The organism is Phytohabitans houttuyneae (assembly GCF_011764425.1).
GTDB classification, from domain to species: domain Bacteria; phylum Actinomycetota; class Actinomycetes; order Mycobacteriales; family Micromonosporaceae; genus Phytohabitans; species Phytohabitans houttuyneae.
The window spans coordinates 2086057-2103186 of the sequence record NZ_BLPF01000001.1; the positions used below are offsets into that span (position 1 = coordinate 2086057).

The 17130-nt window shown below is 71.2% G+C and carries 15 protein-coding genes and 1 pseudogene; 3 read left to right on the plus strand and 13 right to left on the minus strand.

What is annotated here, in order from left to right; all coding sequences use genetic code 11:
• Positions 1 to 123: 123 nt before the first annotated feature.
• From lhgD to Phou_RS09415, 3 genes are read right to left on the minus strand one after another with little or no spacing between them, the layout of a single operon-like run.
• Positions 124 to 1323, minus strand: coding sequence for an L-2-hydroxyglutarate dehydrogenase (gene lhgD / locus Phou_RS09405; RefSeq protein WP_173055382.1), 1200 nt, complete (start codon positions 1321 to 1323; stop codon positions 124 to 126).
• Between the two features lie 59 nt (positions 1324 to 1382).
• On the minus strand, positions 1383 to 1625 hold the full coding sequence (locus Phou_RS09410; RefSeq protein WP_173055384.1) for a C1orf53 family protein: 243 nt from the start codon (positions 1623 to 1625) through the stop codon (positions 1383 to 1385).
• Between the two features lie 21 nt (positions 1626 to 1646).
• Positions 1647 to 2540 (minus strand): DMT family transporter, encoded by an 894-nt coding sequence (locus tag Phou_RS09415; RefSeq protein WP_173055386.1) that lies wholly within the window; start codon positions 2538 to 2540, stop codon positions 1647 to 1649.
• Between the two features lie 233 nt (positions 2541 to 2773).
• On the opposite strand from Phou_RS09415, the gene Phou_RS09420 reads away from it, so the two are divergent.
• Positions 2774 to 3241, plus strand: coding sequence for a hypothetical protein (locus tag Phou_RS09420; RefSeq protein WP_173055388.1), 468 nt, complete (start codon positions 2774 to 2776; stop codon positions 3239 to 3241).
• A 701-nt stretch (positions 3242 to 3942) separates the two neighbouring features.
• Here Phou_RS09420 and Phou_RS09425 read toward each other — a convergent pair.
• The 4 genes and pseudogenes from Phou_RS09425 to Phou_RS09440 all read right to left on the minus strand — a co-directional run bounded on the left by Phou_RS09425 (position 3943) and on the right by Phou_RS09440 (position 8401).
• Positions 3943 to 6773 (minus strand): annotated as a pseudogene (locus Phou_RS09425) (vitamin B12-dependent ribonucleotide reductase).
• 47 nt (positions 6774 to 6820) lie between these two features.
• On the minus strand, positions 6821 to 7345 hold the full coding sequence (gene nrdR / locus Phou_RS09430) for a transcriptional regulator NrdR (RefSeq protein WP_173055390.1): 525 nt from the start codon (positions 7343 to 7345) through the stop codon (positions 6821 to 6823).
• A 258-nt stretch (positions 7346 to 7603) separates the two neighbouring features.
• Positions 7604 to 7903 carry an alpha/beta hydrolase gene (locus tag Phou_RS09435; protein WP_281365066.1) on the minus strand — a complete coding sequence of 100 codons (300 nt, stop codon included), beginning with the start codon at positions 7901 to 7903 and terminating at the stop codon, positions 7604 to 7606.
• 66 nt (positions 7904 to 7969) lie between these two features.
• Positions 7970 to 8401, minus strand: coding sequence for a LysM peptidoglycan-binding domain-containing protein (locus Phou_RS09440; RefSeq protein ID WP_246273450.1), 432 nt, complete (start codon positions 8399 to 8401; stop codon positions 7970 to 7972).
• Between the two features lie 276 nt (positions 8402 to 8677).
• Here Phou_RS09440 and lexA point away from each other — a divergent pair, with 276 nt between their 5' ends.
• Entirely contained in the window at positions 8678 to 9478 is an 801-nt protein-coding gene (gene lexA, locus Phou_RS09445) for a transcriptional repressor LexA (RefSeq protein WP_173055394.1), read from the plus strand.
• 16 nt (positions 9479 to 9494) lie between these two features.
• Here the strand turns inward: lexA and Phou_RS09450 are convergent, their stop codons facing one another.
• A complete protein-coding gene (locus Phou_RS09450) occupies positions 9495 to 11024 on the minus strand; it encodes a PD40 domain-containing protein (RefSeq protein ID WP_173055396.1) in 1530 nt (509 codons plus the stop codon).
• 50 nt (positions 11025 to 11074) lie between these two features.
• Complete coding sequence (gene hflX / locus Phou_RS09455; protein ID WP_246273747.1) at positions 11075 to 12466, minus strand: GTPase HflX; 1392 nt, start codon at positions 12464 to 12466, stop codon at positions 11075 to 11077.
• Positions 12467 to 12594: 128 nt separating this feature from the next.
• Between hflX and Phou_RS09460 the strand changes: the two genes are divergently transcribed.
• Positions 12595 to 13995 (plus strand): NAD-dependent malic enzyme, encoded by a 1401-nt coding sequence (locus tag Phou_RS09460; RefSeq protein WP_173055400.1) that lies wholly within the window; start codon positions 12595 to 12597, stop codon positions 13993 to 13995.
• A gap of 72 nt (positions 13996 to 14067) precedes the next feature.
• Here Phou_RS09460 and Phou_RS09465 read toward each other — a convergent pair whose 3' ends face one another.
• From Phou_RS09465 to Phou_RS52400, 4 genes are all read right to left on the minus strand, one after another.
• Positions 14068 to 14595 (minus strand): hypothetical protein, encoded by a 528-nt coding sequence (locus Phou_RS09465; RefSeq protein WP_173055402.1) that lies wholly within the window; start codon positions 14593 to 14595, stop codon positions 14068 to 14070.
• A gap of 90 nt (positions 14596 to 14685) precedes the next feature.
• Entirely contained in the window at positions 14686 to 15462 is a 777-nt protein-coding gene (gene dapF / locus Phou_RS09470) for a diaminopimelate epimerase (RefSeq protein WP_173055404.1), read from the minus strand.
• A gap of 8 nt (positions 15463 to 15470) precedes the next feature.
• A complete protein-coding gene (miaA, locus tag Phou_RS09475; RefSeq protein WP_246273748.1) occupies positions 15471 to 16370 on the minus strand; it encodes a tRNA (adenosine(37)-N6)-dimethylallyltransferase MiaA in 900 nt (299 codons plus the stop codon).
• A complete protein-coding gene (locus tag Phou_RS52400) occupies positions 16355 to 16801 on the minus strand; it encodes a class III extradiol ring-cleavage dioxygenase family protein (protein WP_371872094.1) in 447 nt (148 codons plus the stop codon). Before Phou_RS52400 ends, miaA begins: the two co-directional genes overlap by 16 nt.
• Positions 16802 to 17130 lie beyond the last annotated feature (329 nt).

Consider the following 17130-nt stretch of genomic DNA (forward strand, 5'->3'; position numbering starts at 1 on the left):
CAGCCGGCGAGGAGCAGCAGCAACAGGCTGGCGCTGAGGCGTCGCGCACGCGTCCGCACGGTCGTGGGTCCTCCTGATCGGCGACGGCCTTGCCGGATCCGGTCCGTCGGCCACGATAGGGCCTCAGGCGGCGGCAGGAAAGCCCGGAAGGTGCGACACGATGTGTTTTGCGATCTCGAGGGAGCTGGTGGCGGCCGGCGAGGGGGCATTCAGCACGTGTACCTGCCGCTCGCTCGCCACGATCAGGAAGTCGTCGACCAGCGAACCGTCCGGCGCGATGGCCTGTGCCCGCACGCCCGCCTCGGTGCGCACAAGGTCGCCCTCGGTCACCTCCGGCACCAGGCGGGCGAGGCTCTGCGCGAAGCGGCGGGTGGAGAGCGAGCGGCGCACCTCGGTCAGGCCGTGGCCGAGGTGGCGCCTCGCCAGCCGCCACAGTCCGGAGTAGACGGCGAAGTCGGCGATGTCGCGGGGGTTGACGCGACGCCAGCTGTACCCCTCGCGGGCGAGCGCGAGCACGGCGTTGGGTCCAGCGTGGACGGTGCCGTCGACCATGCGCGTGAGGTGCACGCCCAGGAACGGGAACTGCGGGTCGGGCACCGGGTAGATCAGGCCGCGCACCAGGTCACGCCGCTCGGGGCGAAGCTCGAAGTACTCGCCGCGGAACGGGATGATCCGCGCCGGCGGGTCCACCCCGGCCAGCCGTGCGACGCGGTCGGCGTGGAGGCCGGCGCAGTTCACCAGGACGTCGGCGCGGATGTCGCCCGCCGTCGTCTCGATGATCTGCCGGTCGTCGCGGGCCACGATGCCGGTCACCTTGGTGCCGAAGCGCACCTCGGCACCCGCCTTCTCGGCGAGCGCGGCGAGCGTGTTGCACACCGCGGCGAAGTCGGCAATGCCGGTCGAGGCGACGTGGAGGGCTTGTACGCAGTTGACGTGCGGCTCGTACTCCGTCGCCTCCTCCCTCGTCAGCAGGCGCACCGGCAGGCCGTTGGCCACCGCCCGCTCGTGCAGCGCGCGCAGGCGGGGAAGCTCCTCGGCGTCGGTGGCGACGATCAGCTTGCCGCACACCTCGTGGCGGATGCCGTGCTCGGCGCAGAACTCCACCATCGACCGCGAACCCGCCCGGCAGAGCGTCGCCTTGAGGCTGCCCGGCTTGTAGTACACGCCCGCGTGGATCACGCCGGAGTTGTGGCCGGTCTGGTGCGCCGCCGCGCGGTCCTCCTTCTCCAGCACGGTCACCTGCGCATCCGGGAAGTCCTGGGTGATCCGGTGCGCGACGGCGAGGCCCACGATCCCGGCCCCGACCACGACAAACTTCGCCATGGCCGGACAGTACCCTCCGCCCGGCGCTCCCGGTCCTGGCCAGTCGGCCTGCCGACGCTTCAGCCGGCGGGGTCGCCGTCCACGTACGGGCAGTGGCGGCACCCGCGCCCGCAGCACGAGCCGCGCTTGGCGTGGAAGGCGGCGGTCAGCACGAAGAGGCCCGTGTCCGGGTCGAGGTAGCCCGCCTCTCCGGCCGCGAGCGCCGCGTCGTGGGCCGCGATGATCTCGGCGCGGCGGGGGTGCTCGGGGGACAGCCGGGACGGGTGTGGCTCGTGCAGGGTTCGGGGCGCGAGCCGGTCCACGCCCCGAACCCTATCGCCGGCCTACGTCACCGCCGGCTCGTAGGCCGACTCGGTGACGAGCAGGGCGGCCACCGCGCCGAGCAGTACCACCGTGCCGGCCATCGCCGCGGTCGAGAGCCGCTCCCCCAGCAGCGCCACCGCGATCCCGGCCGCCACCACCGGCTCGAGCAGCGCCACGACCGAGGCGGTCGCCGCGCGCACGTGGGCGAGGCCTGCGAAGAAGAGGCCGTACGCCAGCGCGCTCGGCACAGCACCGAGGTAGAGCAGCCACGCGAGCGTGCCGGCACTGTACGTGACGGTGGCCGGCAGGAGCCCTTCCACCAGCGCGAACGGCAGCAGGCACACCCCACCCACCACAAAGCCGGCGAACGCGGTGTCGTACGCCTGCCCCGAGGTGCCCCGGGCGCGGGTCAGGAGCGTGACGCCCGCGTAGCCGCACGCGGACAGGAGCGAGAGGGCAAGGCCGAGCGCGGGACGGGTACCGGTGCCGCCTGATCCGCTGGTCAGCAGGGCGAGGCCGGCGAGCGCGAGCACGACGGAGACCGCGCCGGCCCGGCCGAGGCGCTCGCCCATCGTGACCCGCGCGCCGAACGCGATCAGCACCGGACCCGCGCCGAGCGTGACGACCGTGGCGACGGCGAGCCCGACGTAGGCGACCGCGCCGTAGAACGCGGTCTGGTACACGGCCAGCCCGAGACCGATCGCGACGAGGTCGCGCCTTCTCGCGCGGCGCGGCGCGGGGGCGGCCCGGCGGCGGCGGAATGCGAGCACCGCGCCGAGGATGGCGACGCCGATGACCATCCGCCACCAGGAGACGGCGATGGGGCCGAGACCGCTGTCCCGGTAGAGGATGGCCGCGGCCGCTCCGCCCGAACCCCAGGCGGCAGCGGCGACGGCGATGAAGAGGAAAGGCATGCGAAGACTCCACTGTGGATGGCTGACGGGACCGCGGGGATGCGGGCGGCAGCCATCGGCCGCGGGACCTCAGGACCGGTCCGGCGGCGTGGGCTCAGTGGAGAAGCCGCCCGCTAGCGGACGGGTGGAGGAAGCACGCCAAGATGCACGCCCACAAACCTAGCCGGCCGCCACGAAAACGTCGCCGGAATTCCTGCCACAGGCTGTCAGTCGCCACCCCGCATGATGCCCGCATGAACAATTTCGACTTCCTCATCGGCACCTGGGACGTCACGAACCGCTACCTGACCAAGCGGTTGGCTGGCAGCGACGAGTGGGAGGAGTTCCCCGGGCGCGCGGCGTCACGGGCGTTCTTCGAGGGCGCCGGCAACTTCGACGAGATCGTCTTCCCCACGAAGGGCTGGCGCGGCGCGACGGTCCGCACGTACGACCCGGCGACGGAACTCTGGTCGCTCTACTGGGTCAGCAGCCGCACGGGCCGCATGGACCCGCCGGTGGTGGGGCGGTTCGTGGACGGCGTGGGCGAGTTCACGGGCACAGACGTGTGGGAGGGGCAACCGGTGCGGGTGCGCTTCATCTGGTCCGACATCACCGCGGACGGGGTGCACTGGCAGCAGGCCTTCGCGACCGGGGACGGCGCGTGGGAGACCAACTGGCACATGTACTTCACCCGCGTGTCCGACGGCCCGGAAAGACTCTAGGCGGGGGTGCGACCGTGGTAGCCGTTTCAGACGATCCAATTAGAAGCAGATCCGGGCTACCGCGGCGTCCGCGGTGGTCCGGACCGTTGCTCCCGCGGCCTCACCCTCCGCAGTCCCCCAGCTCACCCCAAAGAGCCCGCTCCCGCGAATCCAGGGGGTGATCTCGAAGCTCACGGTCCCGCAGGACGGGCCGCGCGCGGCCTTACCCTCGGCGGTCGACCAGCCCTTCAGGCCGAAGATCGGACCGTGATATGGATCCGCCCTTGTGGGGGCGCAGCCCTACAACTATCTGCCCGGCTCCGGCCACAATCCCGGACCCGTCGGCGGCCGCACGGGGCGCCTGAGCACCGCGGAGGGCAAGGCCGCTGGAGTAACGGTCCGGACCACGGCGGACATCGCAGTAGCCCGCCATCTCGTCGGGGGTTGAACTTTCCAGAAAAGGCTCACCCCGACCGCGAACGTCTCTAGGTCCGCCTCCGCGGTTGGCCGACCAGTCCCGACCCGACCCACGCCCAGGGGGCTCTCAAGCTGGGCGCAGCAATGCGCCCAGCTTGAGACGTGCGTTCACTGGCGCCGGTCGGCCGCGAAGGCGGGGCATCAGGCCGGTCCGGGAGCCACGCGAGCGCGCCTCCCGTGCACGCGACCGCGCCCGACAAAACACAGCGCCCGCCCGATCTCGCGATCGGGCGCCGGGGTGTCGCTCAGCTGCAGCCGCTGGTGGAGCCGCAGCCCTCGCAGACGTAGCAGCTGCCCGCGGGCCGCATCTTGGTGCCGCAGGTGAAGCAGAGCGGCGCGTCCGCCGCCTTGCCGATCACGGCCTCCAGCAGCTCGGTCGACGAGCCCACCTGGAGCAGTGGCTTGGCCGGCGCCTCCTCGGAGGTGGCCGACTGGGGCGGGACGGGTGCGGAGACCGGGGCCGACTGGGCCATGCCGGCCAGGTCGAGCGTGGTGCCCTCCGACTCGGCCGCGATCTGGGCGGCGCGCTCCTTGGCGGTGAAGATGCCCAGCTCGGCACGGCGCTCGTACGGCAGGAAGTCGAGCGCCAGCCGCCGGAAGATGTAGTCCATCACCGACGCCGCCATGCGGATGTCCGGGTCGTCGGTCATGCCCGCCGGCTCGAAGCGCATGTTGGTGAACTTGCCGACGAACGTCTCCAGCGGCACCCCGTACTGCAGGCCGATGGAGATGGCCACCGAGAACGCGTCCATCACGCCGGCCAGCGTGGAGCCCTGCTTGGACATCTTGAGGAAGACCTCGCCGAGGCCGTCGTCCGGGTACGACGAGGCGGTGAGGTAGCCCTCCGCCCCGCCGACCGAGAACGAGACCGTCTCGGAGGGGCGCTTCTTCGGCAGGCGCTTGCGGATCGGGCGGTACTCCACGACCTTCTCCGGCGCGACGGCCACCTCGGCGGCCGGCTTCTTCGCGACCGACAGCGGCTGGCCGACCTTGCAGTTGTCGCGGTAGATGGCCAGCGCCTTGAGGCCGAGCTTCCAGCCCTCGTAGTAGATCTGCTCGACGTCCTCGACGGTGGCCGACTCCGGCATGTTGACCGTCTTGGAGATGGCGCCGGAGATGAACGGCTGCACCGCCGCCATCATGCGCACGTGTCCCATCGGCGCGATCGAACGCTCGCCCATCGCGCAGTCGAACACCGCGTAGTGCTCCGGCTTGAGGCCCGGCGCGTCGATCACGTGGCCGTGGTCGGAGATGTGCTCGACGATCGCCTCGACCTGCTCCTCGGGGTATCCGAGAGCGCGCAGCGCCCGCGGGACCGTCTGGTTGACGATCTGCATCGAGCCGCCGCCGACCAGCTTCTTGAACTTGACCAGCGCCAGGTCGGGCTCCACACCCGTCGTGTCGCAGTCCATCATCAGGCCGATCGTGCCGGTGGGCGCGAGCACGGAGGCCTGCGAGTTGCGCCAGCCGTTCTTGTCGCCGACCTTGTTGCCCTGGGTCCACTGCTTGGTGGCCTCGCGCACGATCGAGGCGGCCATCGGGTGCGACGGCTTGATCTCGTCGTTGGCCGCGGCGTGCTTGCGCATGACCCGCTTGTGCGGCTCGGCGTTGCGCGCATACCCCTCGTACGCCCCGACCACGCCGGCCATCTCGGCCGAGCGCCGGTAGGCGGTGCCGGTCATCAGCGAGGTGATCGCGCCGGCGACCGCGCGGCCGCCCTCCGAGTCGTACGGCAGGCCGGAGGCCATCAGCAGCGCGCCGAGGTTGGCGTACCCGATGCCGAGCTGGCGGTAGGCGCGGGTGGTGATCCCGATCTTCTCGGTCGGGAAGTCGGCGAAGCAGATCGAGATGTCCATCGCCGTGATGACGAACTCGACCGACCGCACGAACTTCTCCACCTCGAAGCCGCCGTCGGCCCGCAGGAACTTCATGAGGTTGAGCGAGGCGAGGTTGCACGAGGAGTTGTCCAGGTGCAGGTACTCCGAGCAGGGGTTCGACGCGGTGATGCGGCCGGTCTCGGGGCAGGTGTGCCAGTCGTTGATCGTGTCGTCGTACTGCAGGCCGGGGTCGGCGCACTCCCACGCGGCCTGCGCGATCGAGCCGAACAGCTTTTTGGCGTCGATGGTCTCCACGACCGAGCCGTCGAGGCGGGCGCGCAGGTCGAAGCTGTCGCCCCCGTCGACCGCCCGCATGAACTCGTCGGAGACGCGCACCGAGTTGTTGGCGTTCTGGTACTGGACGCTGACGATGTCCTTGCCGCCCAGGTCCATGTCGAAGCCGGCGTCGCGGAGGGCGCGGATCTTGTTTTCCTCGCTCGCCTTGGTCTGCACGAACTCCTCGATGTCGGGGTGGTCGACGTCGAGGATGACCATCTTGGCCGCGCGCCGCGTGGCGCCGCCCGACTTGATCGTGCCGGCGCTCGCGTCGGCGCCGCGCATGAAGCTGACCGGGCCGGACGCGGTGCCCCGCTGGAGAGCAGCTCCTTGGAGGAGCGGATGCGGGAGAGGTTGACCCCGGAGCCGGACCCACCCTTGAAGATCAGGCCCTCCTCCTTGTACCAGTCGAGGATCGAGTCCATCGAGTCGTCGACGGCGAGGATGAAACAGGCGCTGACCTGCTGCGGCGAGGGCGTGCCGACGTTGAACCACACCGGCGAGTTGAAGCTGAACACCTGGTGCAGCAGCATCCACGTCAGCTCGTGCTCGAAGACCTCGGCGTCGCCCGGTGCCGCGAAGTAGCCGTGCTCCTCCCCCGCCGCGCGGTACGCCTTCACCACGCGGTCGATGAGCTGCTTGAGCGACCATTCCCGCTGCGGCGTCCCGACCGCGCCGCGGAAGTACTTGGTCGTCACGATGTTGGCCGCGTTGACGCTCCAGAAGTCGGGGAACTCGACACCCCGCTGCTCGAAGTTGATCGAGCCGTCACGCCAGTTGGTCATCACGACGTCGCGGCGCTCCCAGGTGACCTCGTCGTAGGGGTGGACGCCCTCGGTGGTCCACACCCGCTCGACCTTCAGCCCCCCGGCCGCGCTACGGGTCGCACGCCCCTTGCCTGCGCTCACGCCTTCCCCCGACATAGTCAAATGCCCCCTCGGAACCCAAAACCTAAAGATCAAAAACCAAACTATTGGGTACGGCCGACGGCCGGCTCAGGCATCGGAGAGCGACTTGCGCTCTCCACTCGCCCAGCGCCGTCACGGGCCACCGCGGCGGCGCGCAGTGACGCGATCTCCCGCTCGAAGTCGCCCAACGACTCAAACGACCGATACACGCTCGCAAACCGCAGGTAGGCCACCTCGTCCAGCTCGCGCAGCGGCCCAAGGATGGCCAGGCCGACCTCGTGGCTGGGGATCTCGGCGGCGCCGCGGGCCCGGACGGTCTCCTCGACCTTCTGCGCGAGCAGCGCGATCGCGTCCTCGTCGACCGGCCGCCCCTGGCACGCCTTGCGCACCCCGCCACTGATCTTGGTGCGGCTGAACGGCTCGGTCACCCCGCTGCGCTTGACGACGGCCAACACCGCCTCCTCGACGGTCGTGAACCGCTTGCCACACTCGGGACAGGCCCGGCGGCGGCGGATCAACTGACCGTCGTCTGCCTCGCGCGAGTCGACGACCCGGGAGTCGGCGTGCCGACAATACGGACAGCGCATCGACACACCTCCCTTCAGCACCCAAGGCTATGCCCGCCGTATGACAACTTCCGCGCACGCCGATGCCCAGCCGACCGCCACGACCTGTGGACACGGCTGTGTATGACGTGTGGGAAAGCTGTGTGGAGCGAACCCCAACCTGTGGACGACTTACACCCTTGTAACTACTACATCTAGGGGTTCGACGTTAGGCCAGCGGACGCCCTGACGCAAGCTCAACGCCACTCCTGCCGCTTGGGTGTCGCAGTGGCGTGCCTCTCAGCACCCGTCGACGGGGTCAGCAGGGCAGGTCGGCGGCGGGCAGGCGCCCGGCCACAGGTAGTCGGTGACCGCCGCGCGCGTGCACTCGCTCGCCTGGCCGCTCAGCAGCGGGACGTGCGTCCGGCGGTCGACGGCGACGAGCCGGGCACCGCGGATGGCGTCGCGGGTGGCCACCGCGCTGGACAGCGGCACCGAGGCGTCCCGCGTGGCCGTGAGCGAGCTGGAGCGGCAGCGGCACGCCGGGCTCGCCCGGCCCGCCGCCGGTGGTGACGAGCACGCCCCTGCGCTTGGCCGGATCGGCGGCCGCGAGCCGGGAAACGGTCACCGTGATCGCCCGGCCGCCGGGGTGGGCGTGATAGCCGATCAGCCGGGGAGCTTGAGCTCCTGACCGGCGTAGACCGTGTAGCCCTCCAGCGCGTTGAGCCGGCGGATCTCCTCGATCACCACCCGCGTCTCGCCTTTGAGGTGGTGGCGGTCGGCGATCGACCAGAGCGTGTCGCCCTGCTGCACGACCGTCGTCGCGGCGGGGCCGGACGGGTCCGCGGCACGGGAGGCGGTGGCGGCGAGCGTGACCGCCAGCGCGGCAAGCAGGAGGAAGAACGCGAAGATGACGACCCGCCCCCGCCGGGTGAGCCGCAGCCTCGGCCGGGCGGCACGGGTGCTGGAGCGGGTGGGCACCACACCGGCCGCGGTCGCCAGCTCCAGCAGGCCGGGCACGGCTGGCGCGCTCGGCACGGCCCGGGTGCGGCTCATGCCGCGGGCACCCATCGCGACCTGTGCTTCCATCGTGTGCATACCGGCCCCATCGATTGGAACGACCCTTGGTCGAACGGCAGTTCGATCGAACGGACGTACGATGGTCTACCAGAACATCTGTGCGATGTCGAGAGTCGACGCGCGACACGCCGACACGCAGGTCGTACAGATGTTTGAAACTGGCCAATCTTGCCGTTACGGTGAGTCCACCGATCCGGGGCACCGCGGCACTATCCCCACAAAGAGGCGGCCGGTCGGGGCGACGAGCACCACTGCGCACCGCGACGCAGCACCGCGACCAGGGAGGACAGACCCGTGGCCACCGACGAGCGAGGCGGGCGGCAAGCGCCGACCCAGCAGAAAAGCGCCAAGGCGACAGCGACGGCGGGTGCGCGGCGGCGCAGCCCGGCCCGTTCCCGGAGCGCCGACGCGCCTGCGCTGCGCGCCGTCACACCGGTGGTGAGCTCCTTCCCCGACCTTGTCACCGCCGACCTCACCGCGCGGCAGCGCCGCATCCTCGAGTTCATCCGCGACTGGGTGGAGCGCTACGGCTACCCGCCGAGCGTGCGCGAGATCGGTGAGGCCGTAGGGCTCGTCTCCCCGTCGAGCGTGGCCTACCAGCTCAAGGAGCTGGAGCGGAAGGGCTTCCTGCGCCGCGACCCCAACCGTCCCCGCGCCGTCGACGTGCGCCCGCCCAGCGACCTTGTCGACGACGAGACCGCGCGCGCGGCCCGCCCCACACCGGCCTACGTGCCGATGCTGGGCCGCATCGCCGCCGGCGGGCCGATCCTGGCCGAGCAGGCGGTGGAAGACGTCTTTCCGCTGCCGCGCGAGCTGGTCGGCGAGGGCGAGGTCTTCATGCTCCAGGTCAAGGGCGACTCGATGGTCGAGGCGGCGATCTGCGACGGCGACTGGGTGGTCGTGCGCCAGCAGCCCACGGCCAACGCGGGCGAGATCGTGGCCGCGATGATCGAGGGCGAGGCGACCGTCAAGACGTACCGCCGCAAGGACGGGCACGTGTGGCTGATGCCGCAGAACCCGGCCTTCGACCCGATCCCCGGCGACGACGCCACGATCCTCGGCCGCGTCGTGGCCGTGCTCCGGCGCGTGAAGTGACCTCGCGCCAGCTCAGTCAGTAGCCCTCGTCGGGCGGGTACATGCCGCCGGCCGGTGGACGGCCGTAGACACCGCCCGACGAGTAGGTCCCGCCGCCGTTGGGGGGCGGACCCTCCTGCGGCGCCCGGCCCTGGCCGCCGCCGTAGACGTTGCCGCCGCCACCGCCGTACACACTTCCGCCGCTCTTCTTGGCGCCGCCGCCGTAGACACCGCCGCCCGAGGACGATGGACGGGCCGGCCCGTATGACGTACCGGCGGGCTGGTAGTCGTCGTCGGGGCGCCCCGACCGGTAGCCGTCGTCGTAGCCGCCCGGCCTGCGGTCCCAGCTCGCCTCGTCGTACCCGAACGCCTTGTCGACCGGCGCGGACGCGGCGGCCACGCCCGAGGCGCCGGGCACCGGCTGGCGGCCGATCGAGCCGGACGGGGTGTCGCGCAGGCCGCCCTTGAGCGGAGGCTCGGAGGCCATGCGCTTGCGCGCGCGCAGGATGCCGAAGACGCCGGCGCCCACCATGATCGCGCCGATCACGCCGATGGCACCCACCATGTACGTGATGTCGCCGATCGTCAGGTCGTCGGTCCACGAACGGCCCGTGTCACCGCCTCCACCGCCCTGCACCCCGGCGGTGACGGGCTCCTTCGGCTTGCTGGCGGACGGCGTGTACCGGAACATGTCGTTGCTCGCGTCCTGGCCGAGGTTGCCCAGGTCGGAGACGGTCAGGAAGGTCTTGCCATCCGGGCTGTACGCAATGGCCTCGCCGAACTGGTCGTTGGTGAGTGGGGTCGCCCGCGCCTCGCCGGTGGTGAGCGCCTTGACCACGTCGCCGTCGGTCACGTCGTACTCGAACGCGTCCGCGTAGGTCCGCAGCACCACCCGGCTGCCGTCGGGCGCGCGGGCCGCGCCGGTGACCGTGAGCCGGCCGATCGCGCCGAACGGGTTGTCGGTCTCCGTCTTCGGCAGCGCCACCTCGCCGACCTTCTTGAGCGGCACGGGCGTCTCGTTGTCGGCCTTGAGCGCCGCGGCGGGGCTGTAGAGCTCGGCCTTGCCCGCCGCCTTGGTGATGATGATCGGCGCGTTGCCGGCACCGATGAGCAGCGCCTCGGCGTCGTGGTGCTTGCCACCCGGGTACGCCACGCGGTGCAGCACCGGCCGGGTCCCGCCGCCGATCGGCATCGTCCACAGCGCCACGCTGCTGCGCCGCTCGCTGGCGTCCGGGTTGTCACCCGTGTCGGCGATCCACAGCGTCTTGCCGTCGGGCGAGACCGCGAGGTCCTCGGTGTCGCGCGGGCCACCCCCGGTGTACTGCACGTTTTTGGTGATGGCGCACTTGCCGCTGAGGTAGAAGACGCGCTTGCGGCTGGAGGAGTCGGTGCTGTCGTTGATCGTGATGTAGCCACCGCTGGTGGCCACGAGACCCGACAGCTCGTCGAGCTTGGAGTCCTCGATGGTGCAGACCTTCTTGCCAGCCGCCATTGCGGGCGCCGGGAAGGCGAGGCCAGTGCCGACGAGGCCCAGCGCAACCACCACCGAGGACACCAAACGACGCATCAGATCAGTGTCGCACGCCGCGCGCACCATGTGTGTAACGCTATGTTTCGTCACTCAGCGTGCACGAACGGCGCCAACTCCGCAGCGAGTGCCTGGTCGACCCGCACGTGCAGCTCCGTGCCGCGGTCGGTGTGGCTCGCCGAGAGCACCTCACCCCGTCGATGGATGCGGGCCACGAGCTCTCCCCGCTCGTACGGCACGACGACCGACAGCTCGACCGCCGGCACCGGCAGCCGCGCCTCGATCGCAGCGCGAAGGTCGTCGATGGCCCGACCGGTGCGCGCGGAGACGAAGATGGCGTCCGGCCACGTGCGCTTGAGGCGCAGCAGCGTCTCCTCGTCGGCCGCGTCGATCTTGTTGACCGCCAGCAGCTCGGGCACCGTGTCGGCACCCACCTCGGCGAGCACCTCACGCACCGCCCGCACCTGCTCCTCGGGGTCGGGGTGTGCCCCGTCGACCACGTGCACGACGAGGTCGGCCTCGGCCACCTCTTCCAGCGTGGAGCGGAACGCCTCGACGATCTGGTGCGGCAGGTGCCGCACGAACCCGACCGTGTCGGAGAGCGTGTAGACCCGCCCGTCGGGCGTCTCGGCCCGCCGCGTGGTCGGGTCGAGCGTGGCGAAGAGTGCGTCCTCGACCAGCACGCCCGCACCGGTCAGCCGGTTGAGCAGGCTCGACTTGCCCGCGTTTGTGTATCCGGCGATGACGATCGCGGGGATCGAGTTGCGGGCGCGGCTGGCGCGCATCGTCTGCCGCACCGTGCGCATGCCCTTGATCTCACGCCGCAGACGCGAGATGCGGGTGCGGATGCGCCGGCGGTCGGTCTCGAGCTTGGTCTCACCGGGACCGCGCAGGCCCACGCCACCGCCGGCCCCGCCGCCACGGCCGCTGCCGCCGCTCTGGCGGGACAGCGCCTCACCCCAACCGCGCAGGCGGGGAAGCAGGTACTCAAGCTGGGCGAGCTCGACCTGCGCCTTGCCCTCCTTGCTCTTGGCGTGCTGGGCGAAGATGTCGAGGATCAGCGCGGTGCGGTCGATCACCTTGACCTTGGTGCGCTGCTCAAGGTTGCGCAGCTGGGACGGGGAGAGCTCGCCGTCGCAGATCACCGTGTCGGCGCCGCTCGACTCGACCACGGAGCCCAGCTCGTCGACCTTGCCCCGGCCGATGTAGGTGGCGGGGTCTGGGCGGCCGCGCCGCTGGATGACCCCTTCGAGCACCTGCGAGCCGGCGGTCTCGGCGAGCGCGGCAAGCTCGGTGAGCGAGTTTTCCGCGTCGGTGACCGAGCCCTCGGTCCACACGCCGACCAGCACTACGCGCTCGAGTCGCAGCTGCCGGTACTCCACCTCGGTGACGTCGGCGAGCTCGGTCGAAAGGCCGGCGACACGGCGCAGTGCGTTTCGGTCCTCAAGCTCCAGCTCGCCGGTCGTGGCGTCTTCGCTCATGAGAACGACGTCCTGCAAGCTGGTCTCCCTGGTGAGTGTCCGATTGGTCCGGCCTTCCATGGTGTCACGCCCGCGCGCCGAACGCACCTGGGTTAAATACCCACCCGCCGCCGGAGTAAAAAGGACGCGTGCCCACGACTCGCCTCCCCAGCGCCGGCTTCTCCATCACCATCCGGGTGAGCGTCACCGCCGACGCGTCCGCGATCGGGCGGCTGACGATGTGCGTCGGCGAGGCCGGCGCGGTCGTCACGGCGCTCGACGTCGTCGACTCCGACCACGTGCGGGTGACCGTCGACATCACCTGCGACACCGCTGACTCGGGCCACGCCGACCAGGTGGTCAAGGCGCTCGAGGTGCTGCCCGGTGTCGAGGTGCACAAGGTCTCCGACCGCACGTTCCTGCTGCACCTCGGCGGCAAGATCGAGGTCAGCTCGAAGGTCGCGCTCCGCAACCGTGACGAGCTCTCCCGGGCGTACACGCCGGGGGTCGCGCGCGTCTGCCTCGCCATCGCGGAAAACCCGGCCGACGCGCGCCGGCTCACCATCAAGCGCAACACCGTTGCCGTGGTCACCGACGGCAGCGCCGTGCTCGGCCTCGGCAACATCGGCCCGGCGGCCGCGCTGCCGGTGATGGAGGGCAAGGCCGCGCTGTTCAAGCGGTTCGGCGGGGTGGACGCGTGGCCGGTCGTGCTCGACACGCAGGACACCGACGAGATCGTGCGGATCGTGCGGGCGATCGCCCCGGCGTACGGGGGCATCAACCTGGAGGACATCGCCGCGCCGCGGTGCTTCGAGATCGAGGCGCGGCTGCGGCAGGAGCTGGACATCCCGGTGTTCCACGACGACCAGCACGGCACCGCGATCGTGGTGCTGGCCGCCCTGACGAACGCGCTGCGCGTCGTGGGCAAGCAGCTCGCGGACGTCCGGGTGGTCGTCTCCGGGGCGGGGGCCGCGGGCACGGCCATCATGAAGCTGCTGCTGCGGCGGGGAGTGGGCGACATCATCGCGTACGACCGGCCGGGTGCGCTGCACCGCGACCTCGACGGGCTGAGCGAGAGCCACCGGTGGCTGGCCGAGCACACCAACTCCAGCGGGTACGCGGGCAACCTGGCCGGCGCGATCCGCGGCGCGGACGTCTTCATCGGCGTGAGCGCGCCCAACCTGCTGACCGGTGACGACATCGCGGGGATGGCGCCGAACGCGATCGTGTTCGCGCTCGCCAACCCCGACCCCGAGGTCGACCCGCGCGAGGCCCGCAAGCACGCGGCGATAGTGGCGACCGGCCGCTCCGACCAGCCCAACCAGATCAACAACGTGCTCGCCTTCCCCGGCGTCTTCCGCGGCATGCTGGACGCCCACGCGGAAGAGTTCACCGAGGAGATGGCCCTGGCCGCCGCACGGGCGATAGCCGACGTGGTGGGCGAGGAAAAGATCAACCCGAGCGTGATCGTCCCCAGCGTCTTCGACGCGCGGGTCTCCACCGCGGTGGCCGCGGCCGTCCGCGACGCCGCCCCGTCCTCTCGCGGTTGATCAGGGAGCGGTTGATCAGGGAGTAGGTGGGCGTGGCGCCACACCAAGTCCCTGATCAACCGAGCGATGAGATCAGGCGGAGGGGCACTGGTTGGACGACTTGCGCTTGGCGATCGCCGCGTCGGCACCGCCCGCGTACTCGACCAGCGTGTCGCCCGCCGGCTCGTAGAGCCACTTGCCGCCGGTCAGCCGCAGCGAGCTGTGGCCGACCTTTTCGCCCTGGCGCCAGGTGAGCTCGACAAGCTCCATGCTGACCGGGCGGACGTCCTGGAGCTCGATCTTCTGCCCCTTCTGGACCGGGCAGGCCTTGTTGACCGCCTCGAACGCTTTCTGCGGTACCTCTTTCTTGGCCGCCTCGGTCCACTGGCCCCACGCGCTTGCCCAGTTGCCCTCGGCCAGCAGCGTGAACTGCTTGTTGGCCACGTCGAGCGCCTCCTGCACGTTCGGACCGTTGGGCACGGGCGTGCCTTCGACCGGGGCGGGGGCGGACGTTCCGGAGGTGCCGCCGGGCGGGCCGGCGTTGTCCCCCTGCGGGCCGTTGCAGCCGGTGGCGAACGCCAGCACAGCGACACCGAGCAGCACACCGCTGGTCCAGCGCATCGGTAGACCTCCACGAACGAGATAGATCAGGGTCAGTGGGAGCGTTCCCAAGCGTGCAGTCTGGCACCTGGACCAACATCGATCAAGAGGTCACTGCAAAAGGTCGCCCGAAGCCACGATCACCGCGGGTCCGGCGAGGTGGCACTCCGCACCGTCGAACGTCACCGTCAGCCGCCCACCCGGCACGTCGACGGTCACGGCCCCGGTATCCCGTCCGGAAGCGGCGAGCGCGACGGCCGCCACGGCCACCGCTCCGGTGCCGCACGACAGGGTCTCCCCCGAGCCGCGCTCGTGCACCCGCATCCGGACGTGCGCCTCATCCACGGGAACGTAGAACTCGACGTTGACCCCGGACGGGTAGAACTCCTCGTCGTGTCCCGGCGGCACGTGCAGGTCGAGCGAGTCCAGCGGCAGGCCGGCGGGGAGCGCGCACACGAGGTGAGGGTTGCCGCAGTCGACCGCCACGCCGGGCAGCTCCAGTCCGCCGACCCGGGCGCTGCTGTCCCCGTACACCTTGGGGAGGCCCATGTCGACGCTGATGGTCTCCTCACCGATCACCGCGCGCACGACGCCGGCCCGGGTTTCGATCGGCACCGTGCCGGCCGCGAGGCCGGCGGCGGCGAGATAGCGCGCGAAGACGCGGACGCCGTTGCCGCACATCTCGGCGAGCGAACCGTCGGCGTTCCAGTAGTCCATGAACCACTCGACGCCGGGCAGCGACGACCGCGCGACGCGCAGCACGCCGTCACCGCCGATGCCGCGCCGCCGGTCGCAGACCGCGGCCACGAACTCGGGCGTCAGCTCGGGCGTGCCCTCCGGCAGGATGACGAAGTCGTTGCCGGTGCCGTGGCCCTTCAGGAATCGCACGCCACCCATCATCCCGCAAGGTCCAGCGCGGCATCGACCAGATCCGGGCGGGTGGCGTCCAGCCAGGTGATTCGCGGGTCACGACGAAACCACGTGCGCTGCCGCCGCACGAAGCGGCGGGTGGCCCGCACGGTCTCGTCCCGGGCCTCCTCGCGCGTGTACTCGCCGGCGAGGTGGGCGAGCACCTGCTGGTACCCGAGCGCGCGGCTCGCCGTCCGCCCCTGCCTGAGTCCCCGCTCAGCGAGCGCCGCGGTCTCGGCGACCAGCCCGGCGGCGAACATCACGTCCACCCGCTCCTCCACCCGCGCGGCGAGGTCGTCGCGGTCGACGCCGATCTGCACCGCGTCGTAGAAGGGCTTGGGGTCCGGCAGCGAGGCGGTGAACGGCGCCCCGGTCAGCGCGATCACCTCCAGCGCCCGCACGATGCGCCGCCCGTTGGTCGGCAGGATCTTCGCGGCCGCGGCGGGGTCGGCGGCACGCAGCCGCTCGTACAGCGGTGCCGGCCCGCCGGCGGCCAACGCCGCCTCGAGCTCGGCGCGCAGCTCCGCGTCGGTGCCCGGAAACTCGAACTCCTCCAGCACCGCGCGCACGTACAACCCTGAGCCGCCGGTCAGGATCGGCACGCGGCCGCGCGCCCGCACGTCGTCGACGGCCGCGCGGGCCACCCGCTGGTACGCCGCGACGCTCGCCGGCTCGGTCACGTCCCAGATGTCCAGGACGTGGTGCGGCACTCCCTCGCGTTCGGCAACGGTGAGCTTGGCCGTGCCGATGTCCATGCCGCGGTACAGCTGCATCGAGTCGGCGTTGACCACCTCGCCGCCGAGCGCGTGGGCGAGCGCGATGCCGAGCGCCGACTTGCCCGCGGCGGTCGGCCCCACGACGGCGACGACGCTCACGCCCGCTCCCAGGTCGCCACGAAGTAGGCCACGCCGTACGGCGCGTCGGCGTACTCCATCGTCGCCCGCCACGTCCCGCCCTCGGCGGCCGCGGCCAGCACCTGCCACGGCGCGCGGCCGGCGACAAGCAGCTCGGCGGAGAGCACCGGGTCCAGGCCGCGCAGGGCGGCGAGGTCCGCGGTAGCCAGGGCCCGTTCGACCGATTTGTCGTACGGGAGCGCGCGCGGGTCGTCGTACCCCGGCGCGGCGGTGCCCCGGCAGGCCGACCCGTCGCCCATCGCGAGCAACGCCCACGGGCCGTCGGGCTCGAACGCGCGGGCGAGATCGGCGCACTCCTGGACAGAGGCACCATCCGCAATCGCGACGAAACGCCGGGTGAACGCCGGAACCGGGACGAACGCCCGATTGATCAGCCACGCGCCAACAGACAGGCTGAGCGGCAACGATGGCGGCTCCCCCGGAGGCTCGGGCAGTCCCCATCGGGCAAACGAGGCCCGCACCGGAGAGCTATAGTCCACCGTCAATGAATCGCTACCCACGACCAGCAGTGACCGGGCGCCAGATGCGGCGAGCCGGCGCACCGCCACGTCACAGGCGGCACGCAGCGGCTCGAGTTCCGCAGCCGCACCGCTGGCCAGTTCTGGGACGATCATGGGCGGATGCGGACACACCGCTGCAGCGACCAATGGCACGAGGACACCGTATCGGTGGGGTCACCGCACCTTCTGGCGGTGGGTTTGTGACAGGCGCAAGGCGACCAAGGACACCGTAT

Bases quoted from the DNA above. Each gene is read 5' to 3' on its own strand.
- lhgD (WP_173055382.1), bottom strand. From the start codon at position 1,323: ATGGCGAAGTTTGTCGTGGTCGGGGCCGGGATCGTGGGCCTCGCCGTC.
- Phou_RS09415 (WP_173055386.1), bottom strand. From the start codon at position 2,540: ATGCCTTTCCTCTTCATCGCCGTCGCCGCTGCCGCCTGGGGTTCGGGC.
- Phou_RS09420 (WP_173055388.1), top strand. From the start codon at position 2,774: ATGAACAATTTCGACTTCCTCATCGGCACCTGGGACGTCACGAACCGC.
- nrdR (WP_173055390.1), bottom strand. From the start codon at position 7,345: ATGCGCTGTCCGTATTGTCGGCACGCCGACTCCCGGGTCGTCGACTCG.
- Phou_RS09440 (WP_246273450.1), bottom strand. From the start codon at position 8,401: ATGCACACGATGGAAGCACAGGTCGCGATGGGTGCCCGCGGCATGAGC.
- Phou_RS09450 (WP_173055396.1), bottom strand. From the start codon at position 11,024: ATGCGTCGTTTGGTGTCCTCGGTGGTGGTTGCGCTGGGCCTCGTCGGC.
- hflX (WP_246273747.1), bottom strand. From the start codon at position 12,466: ATGAGCGAAGACGCCACGACCGGCGAGCTGGAGCTTGAGGACCGAAAC.
- Phou_RS09465 (WP_173055402.1), bottom strand. From the start codon at position 14,595: ATGCGCTGGACCAGCGGTGTGCTGCTCGGTGTCGCTGTGCTGGCGTTC.